The following is a 15910-nucleotide window of genomic DNA, read 5'->3' as shown; positions in this document are numbered from 1 at the left end:
AAGATTATTTATTGCCATTTTTTACTTTCTCAACGAAAATCTTAGCTGGCTTGAAGCTAGGGACAAAATGCTCTGGAATAATGATTGCTGTATTTTTTGAAATGTTTCTTGCAGTCTTCTCAGCTCTTTTTTTGACTACGAAGCTACCAAAACCTCTTACATATACATTTTCTCCTCCGATCATTGCGTTTTTGACAACTTTGAAGAACGCCTCTACGGTCTCTTGAACATCTACCTTCTCTAAGCCAGTTTTGTTAGAGATTTCTGCAATAATTTCTGCTTTAGTCATATCTATTTTACTGTAATTATTTATTTTTCAACCCTTAAGCCAACTAATGTTTGGGGATGCAAAAGTATTGTTTTAAAATGAGGAATGGAAATTATTTAAACACTTTTTTGATAAATAACCTTCCAAAAGCCAAACATTTACAATCAATTAACGCGATTTCACATCCAACAAATGCTGAAATAAATCTCAAAAATAAAAACAATTTCCTAATTTACAACAAGTTGATTCATTGGATGTCATAGAAAATTCAAGATATGCCAATTGCATGACTAATACGGTCCAAATCTTCGGATGTATGATGTGCATTGACCACAATCCTATTCAATAATGGGTCTGTAGGAAGTGGATAGGGGAAACTCGAGACCAGTATACCGGCTTCCATCAGCCTTGCATATAGGCTCGTATCATTGGAAGAAAAGACTGGAAAATTGGCAATGCTATTTAAATATTCGTCCGAAAGTGATCCGAAATAGCGAATATTCGCCTGCAATTTTTCAAATTGTTTACGATAGATGTGTTCCGCATTTAAAAAAGCAAAGAGGCTCGCGGGGGAACTGGGAGAGGCTCCCGTATAAAAATTTGATTTTTTAAACTGTTCAATCCGTTTCGCACTGGCCAAGATCAGTCCCGCATCTGTCGCTAGGCCCTTTGCCAAGGAAGCAACAACAATCAATTCTATATTTTCCCCTAGAAAACCACGGTCAGCGATCGAAATGTCATTTTCACGCAGTATACCAATACCGTGAGAATCATCCAGGATTAATGTAACTTTCTTCGTTGCCGAAACGTTCTTAAAAACCGAGAAGTCATATCGTTCAGGTGTCATATTATCCAAGCTATTGCTCACGACAACAAAAGAGGTCGCTCTGGATTGATTGATATAGTCCACTGTACTTAAACTCCAAGCGTTAAAATCGCCCGTTACAGCAGGATTTACGTCAAGCCATAAAGAGGGATGGCAGGAGGGAGCGTAAAGCAGCTCGCCCTCCTTTGATAACATTTTGACAACAAATTGGGTCGCCAAATAGCCGCTTGACAGCAATAATCCGGCACCAAAACCAAACCGCATGGCCGCATATTGTTCAGCTTGATCAAATATAGCCTGCTGAACATTATTATTGCGCGAAGTCCCATTATTAACACCATACCGTCTTACTCCCTCAATAAAAAGTTCGGCATATGCTTTATCCGTTGCCAGCCCCAGATAGGAGGTCCCCCCAAAAAAGAGGTATTCCTTTTCATCCAGATATATGGACCGCCCGGTAGGCTGATCAAGTTTTGTGAAATTTTTCATTTTAACCATGGAGTCCTGCTGCATGCAGGGTATTGTAATCAATAATACGCATTTGGATTGGCCTATCAAATTGTAACAGAAACATTCGTCCCTAATCCTCAGCTCCACTTATGACCAAAGAGTAGCATTTCAGGTGTCTTTTACTTGCTTCATTTGCCAATGAACGAAGAGTCGATTGGTACCCCAGAAAGCTCGTTAATTGCTCTGACCTGCCTATCTGGGGGAAGCTGTAAGTACTTCCGGATTGGCGATATGCTGTGGTGTTCCTTGTGCGAAATTAACAATATTTTCAAATGCTAACCTAAACAGCTGTTCATAGCCATCTTCTTCCACATAGCCTAAATGGGGAGAACAGATGACATTGGGCATTTGCAACAATGGATAATTGGGATCCGTGATCGGTTCGGACTCATAGACGTCCAGAGCAGCGGCGCCTGGAGTTCCCGTTTTCAACGCGTCCAGCAACGCCCCTTGTTCAACCAACTCCGCACGCGAAGTATTCACGAATAGCGCCGAAGATTTCATGGACCTTAGGTCTTCCAGTTTTACGATACCTCGAGTTTGTGGCACCAATCGCAGGTGCAAGGTTACTACATCGGCAAAATGGAAAAAATCTGATTTACTGGATGCTGCTAAGAATCCATCCTTCACCGCCTCTTCCCGTGAACATTCGCTGCCCCATACGATCACTTCCGCACCAAAGGCTTTGGCATATTGGGCGATCAGCCGGCCTATCTTACCGTAGCCCCATATCCCCACTGTTTTTCCTGCCACTGACTGCCCGATATTCATTTGCCATTGCCCTATTTGCATTGCTGCAATCGCTTGCGGTAGTTTCCGCAAAGCATTCATAATTAATAGCCAGGTCAGTTCGGCGGGAGCGGTTGGGGATCCCGCACTTTCTGCGACAGCAACCTGATAAGCATTACAGGTCTCCAGATCAAGATGATTAGAAATTTTTCCGGTTTGGCTGATAAGCCGGAGGTTTGGCAGCTTACTAAGCAGCTCAGCAGAGATTTTCGTCCGTTCCCTGATCAGCACCAACGCTTCTGTGTTTTTAAGTTTTTCCGCCAATTCATGGGGATCTGTATAGGATTGTTTCAATATCTGAACATCATGACCATCAAGTATTTTGAAACAATCCAACTGTCGGACAGCGTCTTGATAGTCATCTAAAATGGTAATTCGCATCTTTCTGTGACTTAATTTACACCGATCGTTTATGGTGACCGGTTTTCATTTCAAACATTAATTTACAGCATAAAATCGGAATACTACATTTCGTCATGATATTTTGACATTTCATCCACTCTTTTTCGTAGACGCAATTGCTTATGTCCTTAGGCTAAACACTAGATGCATTGACGCCACAATTGTCACCCAAAGATTTTTTCAGGTTTAACCGAAGCGCCATCATATAATTTGATGCGATAAAAACGATTGCCATACACGCGAATGCCAGATTAAAAATATACCTCAAGCATTACGAATCTGACGAACTTATCGTTTCGAGAGAGAAAGTCACTGCTTTCAAAAATTGGCTAAATCAGTAATCTGAAGCTAGTTCATACGCCTCTATTTACGAGGTCATTAAATCATATAAATACAAATTAGGCTTCATTATTTGGAAGGCGGTGAGCAATCAAAGAAATGTTTTGAATGCGAAAGGAATTTACATATTGAATCTATAGTTCAGCGGAATACTGAATCTTAGAGACACGGCAAACCCCTTCATCGGCCGATAATCCTTTTTGTCTTTAATGGAAAAACCATATCCAAAATCAATATCCAGAAGTGTCGCCAGGCTGACACCCAATTTGGGTGTAAAGGTATAAGGCGTTATTTCCGTACGCACAAACGGAGTCAGTACATAGGTTTGAGGATAATATGTGATGGCCCCTTCTGGAATGACCGCAAATTTCTTTTGAGTCCAGGTGAAGTTGGCGGTGGCATCTGCCCGCAGAATGTTATCGCCCAAGAATGGAAATGCAAAATACGCTCCCGTTTTAATGATACTTCCCTTTTGAAACTGGTAACTGAGGGTTGGACCGATCAGATGATCCTGCGCCACTGCCTTTTTTCCAAAAGCAAGCAAAATAATCATACAGCCAATCCAAAGTATACTTCTATTTTGCATAATTCCTGATTAATAAAGATGATAATTCAAAGGTATATTCACCCCTACAGATACTGTAAAACCATCTATTGGCTTGAAATTCTTCTTCGTGTTGTAATCGAATCCATAGCCTACACCCAAGTCCACAATAGAGAATAAACTTGCTCCGACCTTAGGAGTGATGGTATAAGGCGTTAATTCAGCCTTGACAAACGGGAACAGGACAAAATCATTCAGATAATAGGTAAACCCCAGTTCGGGAATTACGGTTGTTTTATTTTCCATCCAGCTAAAATTAGCCCCAGCATCTATTTTCATGTACTGAAAGTCGTTGGGTGCAAATAGGCCCCAACCCGAAACTTTTAGAAAATTACCATTCTGATACTGGTATCCCACCGAAGGTCCCCAGATCCATCTATTATGTTCCTCCCAAGCTTTTTTCTGTGCGTTTACTAGAAAGAATGAACAACATAGTACGATAAATAACGATAGTGTTTTTAGTTTCATCCAGCTAAATTACAAACTATAATCTTATTTTATGGAATACAACAGGCGCCGCCCAGAATAGTTTTACTTAAAACAGAAAAACAGTGTCACCTTAGTCTGATATCCGCAAAATTAAATCAATAAAAAGAACTGTTTGATACTTTTTTAAGGCTTAAGCAACTTAATTCTGATAAACTGAGACCTTTCACTCAACCTTCCTTCATCGCCCCAATAACCATTCACGTGGTTGGCCGCGGTATAGATGTACCCATCTTTGCCCCAGAACATCAGTTCCTCCTTCCAAGTCGGCATCCATTGTTTAAAACTTATTGAAAGCATCGGGCTCACTTTGCCTTGTTTCACGTGGAAGAGTTGTAGATCTCCCGTCGATTCGTACGGATCAGCATGCAAAGTCATCAGGTATTTCTTGTCTACAGAAAAGAAAGGATAATCACCACATTCCACGATAAGATGACCATCCTGCCGATCAAATAGGCGCACATCAGCGCTTTCCCAGTAATTCCCCTCAACGGCAAAGGCATTTAGGAAATCGTAATGTCCCATATACGAATAGCTAGATTCAAATTCATTGTCTATATCCTTGTCTGTGAATGTCATTTTTTTTCCATTTACTAGTGGCAGCTCCAAAATCTTTCCGTTTTTTGGATATGACAGTGTGTCTTTGATCAGATAGTCTTGTGCCGTATTTCGAGCGGCCAAAAAAGTTTCCTCATCTATTAATTCCAAAAAAAGGTGCTGATCCAAAGGATGTCCTTTTTCGTAATAGCTTTCCTTTCCGTTCACCGTTTGTGAGACAATAATATTTAAATCCTTGGGTGATATTGTAATTTTGTCCTGTTTGCCCAATTTAGATTTCGCCACATATACTTTCTCCCACTGTGTTATGTCATTGTCTTCGCCATTCGCGCCTTTATAATCCCGCTGAATGCGGTCCATCACAGCAATCCATTCACCCTCTTCACCGATGACATCCAGCTTTGTACCGAAAGGGTACCTTCCTAGTGCTGGCGCATTTTCGTCCGCGCCCTGGCGTAGCTCAACACCTGACCGGTCAATCACATAGAGGTTTTTCAATACTTTTGTCTGGTCATAGTTAATTGGCATCGGTGGAAATTTCTCAACTATTACGGTATCCTTGTCCGCTGTTGCATCCATTTTAATCGAATCGCTCTTCGGGTTAGCCGTCTTTTTTGCGCCGTCACCACAACTTGACATTCCGAAAGAAATAATGCTTCCGACAAGCATACACGAGGGTAAAAATAGCAGTCTTTTCATGTAAGTGAAGATAGCGATTCCTATACCGAAAAAAAATACTGGTATTCAGGGGGTCTCCTCTATTGCTATAAATGCCAAAACGTGAATAAGCCAGATCTACCGATAAAAGGTATAGACAGCGATAAATTATAAGCTTTTGTTATTTATTTTAAGGTTTCCACCAAAGCGTCTTTCGATTTACCCGCAGACTATTGCGACACTTATTTGCCCTCATTACTGTCATTACGATAACCAAGACAATCGTAAAAAAGCGGAAAATGTTAGCATACAAGTTTCCAGCCGCATTATCATCGACATTGAATAGCATCCAAGCAAGGTTCATCAATATATGTAAGGCCATCGGAACCCAAAGATTAAATTTCCATTCGGTATATAGCCAAGCAAACAATACGGAGCCTAAAAATGTCGTTGTGAAAATAAGTGCCAACTCCATCGGGTCCTGACTTTGATATAGATGCAGTAGAGCAAAGACCAATGATGTCGCAAGAATAGCAGGTATAAACCCTAAGCGTGTATAGCGGTAAACAAGGCCAAAAAAATAAGCCCTAAAGATAAGTTCTTCAAACAACCCCGCAGATACAGTATTAATTAGCAAGGAATTGAGATCAGGCTGCCTCATCAGGGAAAACCTAAATGCATAACCGACAAACATCGGAACTGTCGTCAGCCCACCGATGGCGACTCCCAATATGAGAGACCCGTTTAACCCAAATTTGGATAGCAATTTATCCTGATCTGTTGGACGAAGTAACAGTGCTCCTATAAGCAAAGGGGCCAAACTCAGCATATAGGTTACCATGTGGCTCAAAGCCCTGTTACGAATAAGATCAGTCATCTTGGACTGAACAGCCGCAAAAAAGAATTGATCCAATCCAAAATAAATCCCGAAAAAGAGAAACAAAACAAGTAAATTGAAATTTGTGCGATTCATATCTTTTTTGGGACAAAACTACATGACCACTTCACCGTTGGCAAAAATATGTGGCGGATAGCCCTGCAAAGGGACGAATAGCACAGGTTGCTACTGGTCAAATTGAGCCGGATCAACTCAATAAATAGGATTTTACAGCAGGGAGCATCGAACGTGACACCAGTGCGTATTCTTCCGTATCAGCGAAACGTAGTAAAAAGCCTTTTGCATTGCCCTCTTTGGTCAGGATTTTATCGAAGTTAACCAGATAAGATCTGTGGCAGCGGTGAATATCTGCGCCCATCAATTGCTCAGCCAGCTTTCCCAATGTAATGCGTATGATCTCTTTTTTAACGATTTTGTCTTCATAAAAATAAGCTTCGCAATAATTATCCATAGACTTGGCAAATATAAAATCCTGGCGGCCAAAACATAAAAGCTGACTTCCGTTAGCAACACAGACAATAGGGCTTTTATCAACAACAAAAGCACGCTGACCCGTTAAGCTTAATTGCGGCAGGGCAGCCGCATTTGGAGCAGTAATATTCGGTTTCTTCCAATTTGTTTTTATGAGCGTTAAAAAATAGATCAGCCCAATGGGTACATAAAGCGATATGGTATAAAGCCCCATATACAATAAATTGATCCATTTCAAGGGCACCTGACTCACAATACAACTATTGTATAAAAAATTAAATATTGTAGCTGATAGGTACACCAGCAGCATACGCGAGAGCTCTGTTCTTACCGTCCATTTCTTCTCATTGGACAATAAAATAGAAGCCAGTAGATATGAAAAGGCAAAAATAACGCCATAACCGGCTAACAAGAAATATTTACCGGAATCCTCAAAATTGTAAGTACCAAATGGCTGAAAAATAATTAAAAAAAGATAGCAGGATACGCCAAGCAAAAAAGCATGGCGCAGCGAGTTGCGGAAGGTAAATATTCCCGGCATCACTTGTTGTCCGTATCTAAGCCATAACATTGAATTGATCATAATCAGCGATAAATTTACTAAAATTTGTCCTGATATAGTACTTTCTCAGTCGCGAAGAGAGTTTCAGTGGCTAACTATAGAAAAATATAGTTACACAATAATAAGAAATATTTATTTATATTTAACTTAGAGAATAGTTTTCATTAAATACGGTCTTTTTAGGCTTTAATAGCTCTAGTCATATTATATAAACACGTCATATTTTAATAATTATGCGTTTACATCATGTAATTACCTTCTTTTTCTGTGCTTGCAGTATTCAGACTCCAAAAGCACAGCAGAAACAGATTCTTTTGGAAAATGTTAAACTTTTAGATTATAACAGCCAAAGCCTTACCGACCTAAAGCAGGTCCTGATCGAAGGCAATACAATTCGAAGCATTAGTGCTAAGCCTATTATAACTACGGGAGCAGAAATTGTGAAGATAGATGCCAAAGGCAAAACATTAATGCCGGGATTGATCGATGTCCATGTACATTTAGTATTTGGGGCGCTTACGATGCCACAGATGATGACAAACGATCTTTCTGAGGAATTTCTGATTAACAAAGTTGGCCAATCTGCTCAGAAAATGCTCATGCGGGGATTTACGAGTGTGCGTGATGTCGGCGGACCGATATTTCCGCTGAAGACAGCTATTGACAAAGGTAAATTAATAGGCCCTAGAATCTGGCCTTCTGGGGCTACAATAAGCCAAACTGCGGGTCATGGTGATTTTAGGACACCTGAAGAAAAATCGCGCCGATTCTTTGGTATTGTTTCAAGGGCCGAACGATATGGAGCTACATTTATAGCCGACGGACGTGATGAGGTGCTCACTGCGGTCAGGGAAAATCTCCGATTCGGCGCCAGTCAAATCAAACTGATGGCCGGCGGAGGCACTTCTTCAGCATATGACCCTGTAGATGTGACGCAATATACCCTAGATGAAATGAAGGCCGCGGTGGAAGCTGCGGAAGACTGGGGGACCTATGTTACAGTTCATGCATATACCTCTAGGGCTGTTCGCAGAGCTGTCGAAGCAGGGGTAAAATGCGTCGAACATGGCCAACTATTGGATGAGGAAACGCTTAAGCTTCTTGCAAAGAAAAGTATCTGGCTCAGTTTACAAAATCTAGTGGAAGATACCCCCGATATGGACCCTCAAAGGAGAATAAAACGCAGGCCCGTTATTGAAGGACAGGAAAGAGTATGGCCTCTGGCTAAGAAACATGGTGTAAGGCTCGCTTGGGGTACGGATTTCCTCTTTGAACCCGACCTGAACGAGCTACAGAATTCATTTATCCTTCGTCTTCAAAAATGGTTTACGAATGCCGAAATCATCAAAATGGTTACCCAGGACAATGCGGATTTGTTACAGCTTGCGGGCTTACGAAGTCCATATCCCGGCAAACTTGGCGTGATCGAAGAGGGAGCCCTGGCAGACTTACTTTTAGTTGATGGTGATCCGCTCACAGATCTAAAACTGCTTACAGACCCTGCCAAAAACTTTTTACTTATTATTAAAGACGGACAGATCTATAAAAATAGCTTGCAAAAACGTTGATAAATCAAGTTACCATATAGCTCTATTTTATACAAATGGCATTGAAAATATATTTTTTGTAAAAGGCAGATCATAAAGGTATTTTATTTATTAAAGCTTTAAACAGCTTTGCTTTTTATTGATTAGTTTTGTGTCTCAACGATAAATTAAAGCATTTCGGTGGCATTATTATTCAATGAAGGACGTCCAGTAGTTAGACTAAGAGCATTTCGCGCTATCGACGATCCTAAGACCTGTGAACGTTTTATAGAAGGGCACGCCCATGTCTTGACAGCAATAGGCGTGAAAAAAGTTACTTCGTCCAAAAATGACTGGATGTATAATCCGGCATCATTCGTACTTATTGTAGAATCTCTTGATAGCGAAAAGGTATACGGTGGTGTTCGGATACATGTTTCCGGGGGGAGCGAACCATTACCTATAGAACAGGCTACAGGGACTATGGATACTCGTATCTACGATTTGGTATACAATCATGCCCTACATGGCACTGGGGAAGGCTGCGGGTTATGGAACTCCCGTGAGATCGCAGGCTATGGAATAGGCAGTATTTTCCTCACCAGAGCCGGAGCAGCAATAAGTACACAGATCGGGATCAAATCTCTGTTTGCATTATGCGCTCCATATACCGTAAAGCTTGCCGAGAGTGTAGGTTACCGAATTGATACGAGTGTCGGTAACAACGGAACTTTCTACTATCCCAAATTAGATCTGTTGGCAACAGTGATGATCATGAGGAATTTGGATACATTGACCGAAGCTGACCAAGAAAACAAAGAAGCCATTTTTTCATTACGAACCAACTCCAATATTGTCCGAATAGAAACATTGCGAAATAAAGAAATTGAAATTCACTATCAAATAGACATTCCCAATCTGGATCGTTGGGATCTCAACGAGGTCATAAAAAACTTGGAACATACATCAGCAGATCTGAAAGCAGATCATCGTAATCTAAATATTTTGTAATGGACAATAAACACTATGATGCCGGTTATTTACAGGATACCGGAGACTTTCTCAAGCAATTAAAAATACAGTCTTATTCTCCCTTTAGTATGATCAAAGAGGGGCTCGTTGCTGATTTGGGCTGCGGTACCGGAATGGACGCCGTTAACCTGGCAAAAATGTTAGGAAAGGATGTACAAGTGATTGGTGTTGACCATGATGCCGCACTGATCAATCATGCGAAATCAGGTAATGGCGAAATCAATAATGTCAATTTTGTACAGGGCGAGGTATATCAACTTGATTTCGAAAATGAAGCTGTTTCCGGTGTTCGGATGGAACGTCTTGTCCAGCATTTGACGGATCCGCAGAGTATGTTTCGTGAAGTATATCGCATATTAGGTAAAGGACAGCCTTTGGTAATCGTTGAAACAATCTGGAATAGCCTGACTTTTTACACACAGCATGTGACCATAGAGGCCAAGATCTGTCAATATCTGACAGAGGAGAAAGTCTACAACGGCTGGGCGGGCAACAAGTTGACAGCAGACCTGCTTGCAAATGGATTCCAGCAGGTTCAACTGCAAACGTTATGTATGGTGACACGGTCAAAAGAAGAAGCCAACCGTTATTTATTTTTGGACAAAATCCTTATGGAAATGATCGAAAAAGGTAAATTAAGCCAATCAGAATTTGATGATTTTCATCAAACCTTAAATCATTTGGATGAAGCCGGCTGTTTTTTAGTATCAATGAATTTAGTCATCGCCCAAGCAAAAAAGTAGCGTCTTAAAAATGAAGTGCTGGTTTCTCCTAATCTGTCTATTTATCATTGCTTGCCTGCCGTCGCGAGCACAGCTCACTGTGGACCATTCCGGGCAACGGCAACTGATTGGTCATCAACTGGAGCGCTATACAGGAGTCGGAAATCCCGCATTTTCAGCAATTTTGTCTTCATCGGACTTTCAAACGCTAGATAATGAAGTCCCCAACCTAGGGACCTCAGCCGATGCCATATGGCTTCGTCTTCCTATAAAAAATAGCAGCGACCAAGATTTAGACTTTCTACTGGAAATCGCATATCCGTTATTGGATGAGGTAGAATTATATAGTCCTTCCGAAAATGGCTCTTATCAATATATCAAATTTGGGGAACACCAAAATTTTTCTATACGAAAATACAAAGTCCCCAATTATGTATTTGACATCCATCTACCCAGGCAATCAGAGCGAGTATTTTTTCTGCATATTAAAAGTACCGAACAGATTATACTACCGATCTACCTGAGCAGCAAGCGGTTATTTGTACGGAAAATGAATAACGATAGCCTTATAAGCGGGATATATATCGGCATTGTATTTATTATGGCCATATATAATCTCTTTCTGTTTTTCTCCGTACGGGAAATAGGCTACCTTTACTATGTGTTGTATGTCCTCTGTGCGGGAATTACCCAAATGGGCATCAAAGGATATAGCTTCCAATATTTATGGCCCTCCTGGCCTTATTTTGCCACTAAAGGACCAATTATTTTTGGTTGTTTATCCGGTCTTTGTGCCCTGCTCTTTGCGGATTCATTTCTCCAATTACAAAAGAATGCCCCTCGATCAAGAAGAATAATCATTATTTTTATCGTATTATTTTCCATCGGTATCATCCTAGCTTTAAGCAATCTGGCACAACCCGCATTTTTTGTAATGCAAGGAGTCACTGGTGCCGGTTCGTTGTTCGTGCTCTACCTATCTTTCCGTGTTATGATAGGTGGATACAGACCCGCGAAGTACTTTGTCTATGGCTGGACTATCTTACTCTTGGGATCCGTTGTATTTTTGTTAAAAGACTATGGTATATTAAACTACAACAACTTTACAAGCAATGCTGTGCAAATTGCCTCAGTCATCGAAATGGCATTACTTTCCTTTGGTTTGGCTTATGGCATCAATATACTCAAGCAAGAAAAGGAAGCATCCCGGTTACGAGAATTAGCTATTTCATTAGAAAATGAGCGGCTCATCCGTGAGCAAAATGTGGTGTTGGAGCAAAAAGTCAATGAAAGAACGCATGAACTCAAAGAATCCAATGCCTCATTACAAATGACGTTGACACATCTGAAGGAAGCACAGTCACAACTGGTTGAATCCGAAAAAATGGCCTCTTTAGGACAATTGACTGCAGGGGTAGCACACGAGATCAATAATCCAATTAACTTCGTCAGCTCCAATGTGGCCCCGCTGAAACGAGATATCGGAATGATCTTGGATACACTGGACGAAATCGAACGCATTGCTTTTACACCGCAACTTTCCGATGAGGAGAAACAGTCACAGATTAAAAAATTCAAGGATGAACTAGATCTTGATTATCTAAAGACCGAGATAGATTTTCTATTGAAAGGAATGCATGATGGTGCCCACCGCACCGCTGAAATTGTAAAAAGTTTACGTATCTTTTCACGTGTCGATGAGGACACGTTAAAGTACGCAAATATCAACGAAGGTATAGCATCTACGTTGGTAATACTTAACAGTTTGATTAGTAACACGATCGAAGTAGAAAAAAACTACGGACAACTACCGATGGTAGAATGTCATGCGGGAAAATTGAACCAAGTATTTCTGAATATTATAACAAATGCCATTTACGCCATCAATAAAAAATTCGGTGCTAGTGGAGGGGGTAAACTATGGATAGAAACCGGAATTATCGAGGAGCAATCCAGTATTTATGTCAAAATAGCAGACAATGGTGTCGGTATTCCAAAAAACATTCAGGAACGAATTTTTGAACCCTTTTTCACGACAAAAGAGGTCGGCGAAGGAACAGGGCTGGGGATGTCTATCGCCTATAATACCATTGCCAAACACCATGGTAAGATTATTGTAGAATCAGAAATAGGGGCGGGAACAGTCTTTACGCTACACATCCCCATACAACAAAAGAAATGATGCAAAAGTAAACCCAATGAGTTCGATAAATTATTACTAATTTCGTTCATTTTTGGTAAATAAACCAGATTATAAAAATTATGCAGACGGAGCTTGAAATATTATATATTGATGATGAAGCAAATAACTTGATTGGTTTTAAAGCGAATTTTAGATACGACTATGTCATTCATACCGCATCGAATACAGCTGAAGCCGAGAAAATACTTCGCTCCAATTCGGATATCCGTGTGATTTTTTGTGATCAACGTATGCCCGAAGAACTGGGAATAGACTTTCTGCACCGTATCAAAAAAGATTTTCCAAAGCCCATCCGTATTTTATTGACTGCTTATGCCGACATGGATACAGTTATTGATGCAATCAACAAGGGCCATATCTTTCGGTTTGTCCGCAAACCATGGATGAGGGAAGAGATTATTTCAGCGATCGAAGAAGCAAATAAATTTTATGTCACAAACTCTTTATTAGAAACAAAAAACCAAGAACTACAGAAAGCCTACGATGAGCTGGATAAATTTGCCTATAGTGTGAGTCATGATTTACGTGATCCTTTAACAGGAGTACTCTCTGCGGTGAAACTAGGCTTAGAATTTGACGATATAGACCGTATTCATGAACTGCTCGCTCTAATGGATAGTTCATTGGTCAGTCTCGACGCCTATATTGATAGTTTGCGGGACTACTATCTCTTGCGCCGGGGGGAGCTCATGCTCGCTGAAATTAATTTTGATGAACTTTTCGGCAACGTAAGACAATTCTATAAAATGTATACGCAAAACAAGGATGTAACTTTTAATATCCGTGTCGAGCAGAAAGAACCATTCAAATGCGACAAGGCGATTCTCGAATTGATTTTACACAATTTACTATCTAATGCTTTCAAATATCAGCAAAAAAGTCAAACAGATCCTTTCGTCAGCTTATCTGTTGACGTATCGGACAAAAAGGCGAAGATCGTAGTGAGTGATAATGGTATTGGTATTTCTCCCCAACACATCAATGATATTTTCAAACTGTTTTTTAGAGGTAGTGATCAGGCCAAGGGTATGGGTTTTGGCTTATATAATGTGCAAAATGCTCTTCTGAAATTACAGGGAACAATCGATGTTCAGTCGCCATTAGGGGCAGGCACAACATTTACAGTTAATATACCGAGCAAATAAATGCTGCTTTCCTAAAAGTCTTTGTTTTTAGGAAAGCAACTTTTGACGCAACATAAACTCCAATTGATCATTGGATGACTCAAGTTTTGCATTCGTTTCGATTATTTTTTGTCTTTCCATATACACCTCATAAGCGCGTTGAATCGTGTCATCAAGTTCCTTTTCGCTCCAAGGCTTATTGAGGTAATGAAATATCTTTCCCTTATTAACGGCATCGACAACCGCAGCCATATCAGTATACCCAGTTAAAAGTATACGCATTGGAGCGGCATTAATTTCTATTATTTTCTCCAAAAACTCCACACCAGTCATTTCAGGCATCCGCTGATCTGTGATTATGATATCGATTGGATTATTTTTGACAAGGTCAATTGCATCGGCGCCACTGATGGCTGTAAATACCTCATATTTTAAACGAAACGTTGCTTTGAAGGAAAATAAATTATTCTCTTCATCATCAACGTACAATATTGAAATCTTCTTGTCTTCCATAAACTTATTGTCTCCGAGACAAATTTACGGAATAAATTTACTGAATTAAGTAACTGGTCGTTCGTTTTTACGATTTGACAATTTATCTAGCATGACAAGATCCAGATCCTGAAAATCAAGATTAAAATCAATATTTGGGAAATTTCTTCGTTTAGGTGCATTCAATCTTTCCTTGATCAGCCTAATATTCCTTCAGATCGCAAAAATATCCCTGCCGTACAAGGACATGAAAACGGCCCTATTCAGAGGATTCAGCATGGGATAAACCGATTAAGACGGCCTCTAGAAATGTAAAAAGCCATCCTACTTACGTAAAATGGCTTTTTTTTAAGTGACCCCGCTGAGGCTCGAACTCAGGACCCACAGATTAAGAGTCTGTTGCTCTACCAACTGAGCTACGAAGTCATTCAATGGTTCAAATGTAAGGTTCCCCACAGAAAAAGTCAAGCATTAAGCCGTATTTTTTTGAGTTTTATGACATTCCAGCGAGATTTTTAGTTATTTAGCAAATAGAAATAGCCTATCTATTGGTTCATTCGTTACACGACTCTTAGAATAATTACATATACATAAAGATAATTTAAATAGATAGAATTTATTGGAGGAATAGTGCCAGAACAACTACAGCGCATTAATAATCATCACCCAATTCGTCTCGCATTTTTTTATTCATCGCCTCAATCGCCACAGAAGTCCGCTCATACATCGGTTCCACAAGATCAAATAAATTTTTATAATTCGCAAATACCCATTCCGCAAGTGCGAGATTAGCATTGTAGATCTCCAGAAGCTCCCCATATACTCCGCGAAAAGTCTCCTGATCATCATCTATCGAAACAATGTCGACCGATAGCTCCTCATAACGGGGAAAAACTTTATCAAAAACTGTGAAATACCGACTATGGATAGGCCAATTTTCCTGAAACTCGTCATCCGGATCCATTAAGTCCATCTCAAAGTTGTATTTCTTTGTTAGATCGTCTATCTGTAAGTACAGCTGCTGAAAGACATCATGATGTTTGCGGATATCTTCAAATAACTCCGCTACATCTATCGTGATCTCTCCTTCTATATCGGGGATGGAATCACCAGCAGAAAGTCCCAAAAAATCTTCTATAATCTCCAAGCTCTGTTCCAACGCCAGCGCCTCCATATATAAATTCGCAACTTCGGCATCAGCATCTGCCAATCCTTCCGCTAATATATCCAGTCTTTGCTTCAGCGCATAAACTTCGTCATGTGCTTCGTAGTAGGTCGCCAGGGCTTCTTTTTCAAAGTCAGGTTGTGTTTTGGATTCATCAAACTCCAAAATAATATCTTTTAGGGGATGTTCCCGGACAATAGTCTTCATGTTCATGATTTTTCATGCTAAAAGTTGGCTATCCCCTCCTCAGGAGAGCACGATATTCCGTCGTGCGGG

The 15910-nt window shown here is 40.3% G+C and carries 15 protein-coding genes and 1 tRNA gene; 5 read left to right on the top strand and 11 right to left on the bottom strand.

The features are described from left to right. Nucleotides 1-4: 4 nt before the first annotated feature. The 8 genes from B4A24_RS05815 to B4A24_RS05780 form a co-directional block, all read right to left on the bottom strand. On the bottom strand, nucleotides 5-289 hold the full coding sequence (locus B4A24_RS05815) for an HU family DNA-binding protein (RefSeq protein WP_028071165.1): 285 nt from the start codon (nucleotides 287-289) through the stop codon (nucleotides 5-7). Between the two features lie 247 nt (nucleotides 290-536). Beyond that, nucleotides 537-1583: an aminotransferase class I/II-fold pyridoxal phosphate-dependent enzyme gene (locus tag B4A24_RS05810; protein WP_293943490.1), complete on the bottom strand. Its 1047-nt coding sequence runs from the start codon at nucleotides 1581-1583 to the stop codon at nucleotides 537-539. A gap of 213 nt (nucleotides 1584-1796) precedes the next feature. Beyond that, on the bottom strand, nucleotides 1797-2774 hold the full coding sequence (locus B4A24_RS05805) for a D-2-hydroxyacid dehydrogenase family protein (RefSeq protein WP_293943489.1): 978 nt from the start codon (nucleotides 2772-2774) through the stop codon (nucleotides 1797-1799). A gap of 481 nt (nucleotides 2775-3255) precedes the next feature. Further along, a complete protein-coding gene (locus B4A24_RS05800; protein WP_293943488.1) occupies nucleotides 3256-3720 on the bottom strand; it encodes a hypothetical protein in 465 nt (154 codons plus the stop codon). Between the two features lie 9 nt (nucleotides 3721-3729). After that, on the bottom strand, nucleotides 3730-4206 hold the full coding sequence (locus B4A24_RS05795; RefSeq protein ID WP_246250322.1) for a hypothetical protein: 477 nt from the start codon (nucleotides 4204-4206) through the stop codon (nucleotides 3730-3732). Between the two features lie 144 nt (nucleotides 4207-4350). After that, the gene (locus B4A24_RS05790) at nucleotides 4351-5481 is read right to left on the bottom strand and encodes an SH3 domain-containing protein (protein ID WP_293943485.1); all 1131 of its coding nucleotides are present in this window, start codon (nucleotides 5479-5481) and stop codon (nucleotides 4351-4353) included. A gap of 148 nt (nucleotides 5482-5629) precedes the next feature. Next, nucleotides 5630-6412, bottom strand: a complete 783-nt coding sequence (locus B4A24_RS05785) for a CPBP family intramembrane glutamic endopeptidase (RefSeq protein ID WP_293943482.1) — start codon at nucleotides 6410-6412, stop codon at nucleotides 5630-5632. A 112-nt stretch (nucleotides 6413-6524) separates the two neighbouring features. Next, a complete protein-coding gene (locus B4A24_RS05780) occupies nucleotides 6525-7391 on the bottom strand; it encodes a LytTR family DNA-binding domain-containing protein (protein WP_293943479.1) in 867 nt (288 codons plus the stop codon). A 212-nt stretch (nucleotides 7392-7603) separates the two neighbouring features. Here B4A24_RS05780 and B4A24_RS05775 point away from each other — a divergent pair, with 212 nt between their 5' ends. The 5 genes from B4A24_RS05775 to B4A24_RS05755 all read left to right on the top strand — a co-directional run bounded on the left by B4A24_RS05775 (nucleotide 7604) and on the right by B4A24_RS05755 (nucleotide 13998). Then, nucleotides 7604-8938 (top strand): metal-dependent hydrolase family protein, encoded by a 1335-nt coding sequence (locus tag B4A24_RS05775; protein ID WP_293943476.1) that lies wholly within the window; start codon nucleotides 7604-7606, stop codon nucleotides 8936-8938. Between the two features lie 159 nt (nucleotides 8939-9097). Next, nucleotides 9098-9907: a hypothetical protein gene (locus B4A24_RS05770; RefSeq protein ID WP_293943473.1), complete on the top strand. Its 810-nt coding sequence runs from the start codon at nucleotides 9098-9100 to the stop codon at nucleotides 9905-9907. Further along, nucleotides 9907-10671: a methyltransferase domain-containing protein gene (locus B4A24_RS05765; protein WP_293943472.1), complete on the top strand. Its 765-nt coding sequence runs from the start codon at nucleotides 9907-9909 to the stop codon at nucleotides 10669-10671. Before B4A24_RS05770 ends, B4A24_RS05765 begins: the two co-directional genes overlap by 1 nt. Before the next feature lie 10 nt (nucleotides 10672-10681). After that, entirely contained in the window at nucleotides 10682-12832 is a 2151-nt protein-coding gene (locus B4A24_RS05760) for a sensor histidine kinase (RefSeq protein WP_293943470.1), read from the top strand. Nucleotides 12833-12912: 80 nt separating this feature from the next. Further along, nucleotides 12913-13998, top strand: coding sequence for a hybrid sensor histidine kinase/response regulator (locus tag B4A24_RS05755; RefSeq protein ID WP_293943468.1), 1086 nt, complete (start codon nucleotides 12913-12915; stop codon nucleotides 13996-13998). A gap of 27 nt (nucleotides 13999-14025) precedes the next feature. Here B4A24_RS05755 and B4A24_RS05750 read toward each other — a convergent pair whose 3' ends face one another. The 3 genes from B4A24_RS05750 to B4A24_RS05740 all read right to left on the bottom strand — a co-directional run bounded on the left by B4A24_RS05750 (nucleotide 14026) and on the right by B4A24_RS05740 (nucleotide 15841). Next, on the bottom strand, nucleotides 14026-14490 hold the full coding sequence (locus B4A24_RS05750; RefSeq protein ID WP_293943467.1) for a response regulator: 465 nt from the start codon (nucleotides 14488-14490) through the stop codon (nucleotides 14026-14028). Nucleotides 14491-14822: 332 nt separating this feature from the next. Beyond that, nucleotides 14823-14895: transfer RNA gene (locus B4A24_RS05745), tRNA-Lys, on the bottom strand. Between the two features lie 226 nt (nucleotides 14896-15121). Continuing rightward, entirely contained in the window at nucleotides 15122-15841 is a 720-nt protein-coding gene (locus B4A24_RS05740; protein WP_293943465.1) for a hypothetical protein, read from the bottom strand. Nucleotides 15842-15910: the final 69 nt, after the last annotated feature.

The sequence above is a fragment of the Sphingobacterium sp. UBA7249 genome (assembly GCF_002472835.1).
Taxonomy (GTDB): Bacteria; Bacteroidota; Bacteroidia; order Sphingobacteriales; family Sphingobacteriaceae; genus Sphingobacterium; species Sphingobacterium prati.
The sequence above is the reverse complement of the archived record's forward strand: the minus strand, read 5'-3'. Positions and strand labels throughout refer to the sequence as shown.

Coding starts and splice junctions, on each gene's coding strand:
- B4A24_RS05765 (WP_293943472.1), top strand. CDS start 9,907: ATGGACAATAAACACTATGATGCCGGTTATTTACAGGATACCGGAGAC.
- B4A24_RS05795 (WP_246250322.1), bottom strand. CDS start 4,206: ATGAAACTAAAAACACTATCGTTATTTATCGTACTATGTTGTTCATTC.
- B4A24_RS05740 (WP_293943465.1), bottom strand. CDS start 15,841: ATGAAGACTATTGTCCGGGAACATCCCCTAAAAGATATTATTTTGGAG.
- B4A24_RS05815 (WP_028071165.1), bottom strand. CDS start 289: ATGACTAAAGCAGAAATTATTGCAGAAATCTCTAACAAAACTGGCTTA.
- B4A24_RS05785 (WP_293943482.1), bottom strand. CDS start 6,412: ATGAATCGCACAAATTTCAATTTACTTGTTTTGTTTCTCTTTTTCGGG.
- B4A24_RS05790 (WP_293943485.1), bottom strand. CDS start 5,481: ATGAAAAGACTGCTATTTTTACCCTCGTGTATGCTTGTCGGAAGCATT.
- B4A24_RS05760 (WP_293943470.1), top strand. CDS start 10,682: ATGAAGTGCTGGTTTCTCCTAATCTGTCTATTTATCATTGCTTGCCTG.
- B4A24_RS05805 (WP_293943489.1), bottom strand. CDS start 2,774: ATGCGAATTACCATTTTAGATGACTATCAAGACGCTGTCCGACAGTTG.
- B4A24_RS05810 (WP_293943490.1), bottom strand. CDS start 1,583: ATGAAAAATTTCACAAAACTTGATCAGCCTACCGGGCGGTCCATATAT.
- B4A24_RS05780 (WP_293943479.1), bottom strand. CDS start 7,391: ATGATCAATTCAATGTTATGGCTTAGATACGGACAACAAGTGATGCCG.
- B4A24_RS05755 (WP_293943468.1), top strand. CDS start 12,913: ATGCAGACGGAGCTTGAAATATTATATATTGATGATGAAGCAAATAAC.
- B4A24_RS05775 (WP_293943476.1), top strand. CDS start 7,604: ATGCGTTTACATCATGTAATTACCTTCTTTTTCTGTGCTTGCAGTATT.
- B4A24_RS05750 (WP_293943467.1), bottom strand. CDS start 14,490: ATGGAAGACAAGAAGATTTCAATATTGTACGTTGATGATGAAGAGAAT.
- B4A24_RS05800 (WP_293943488.1), bottom strand. CDS start 3,720: ATGCAAAATAGAAGTATACTTTGGATTGGCTGTATGATTATTTTGCTT.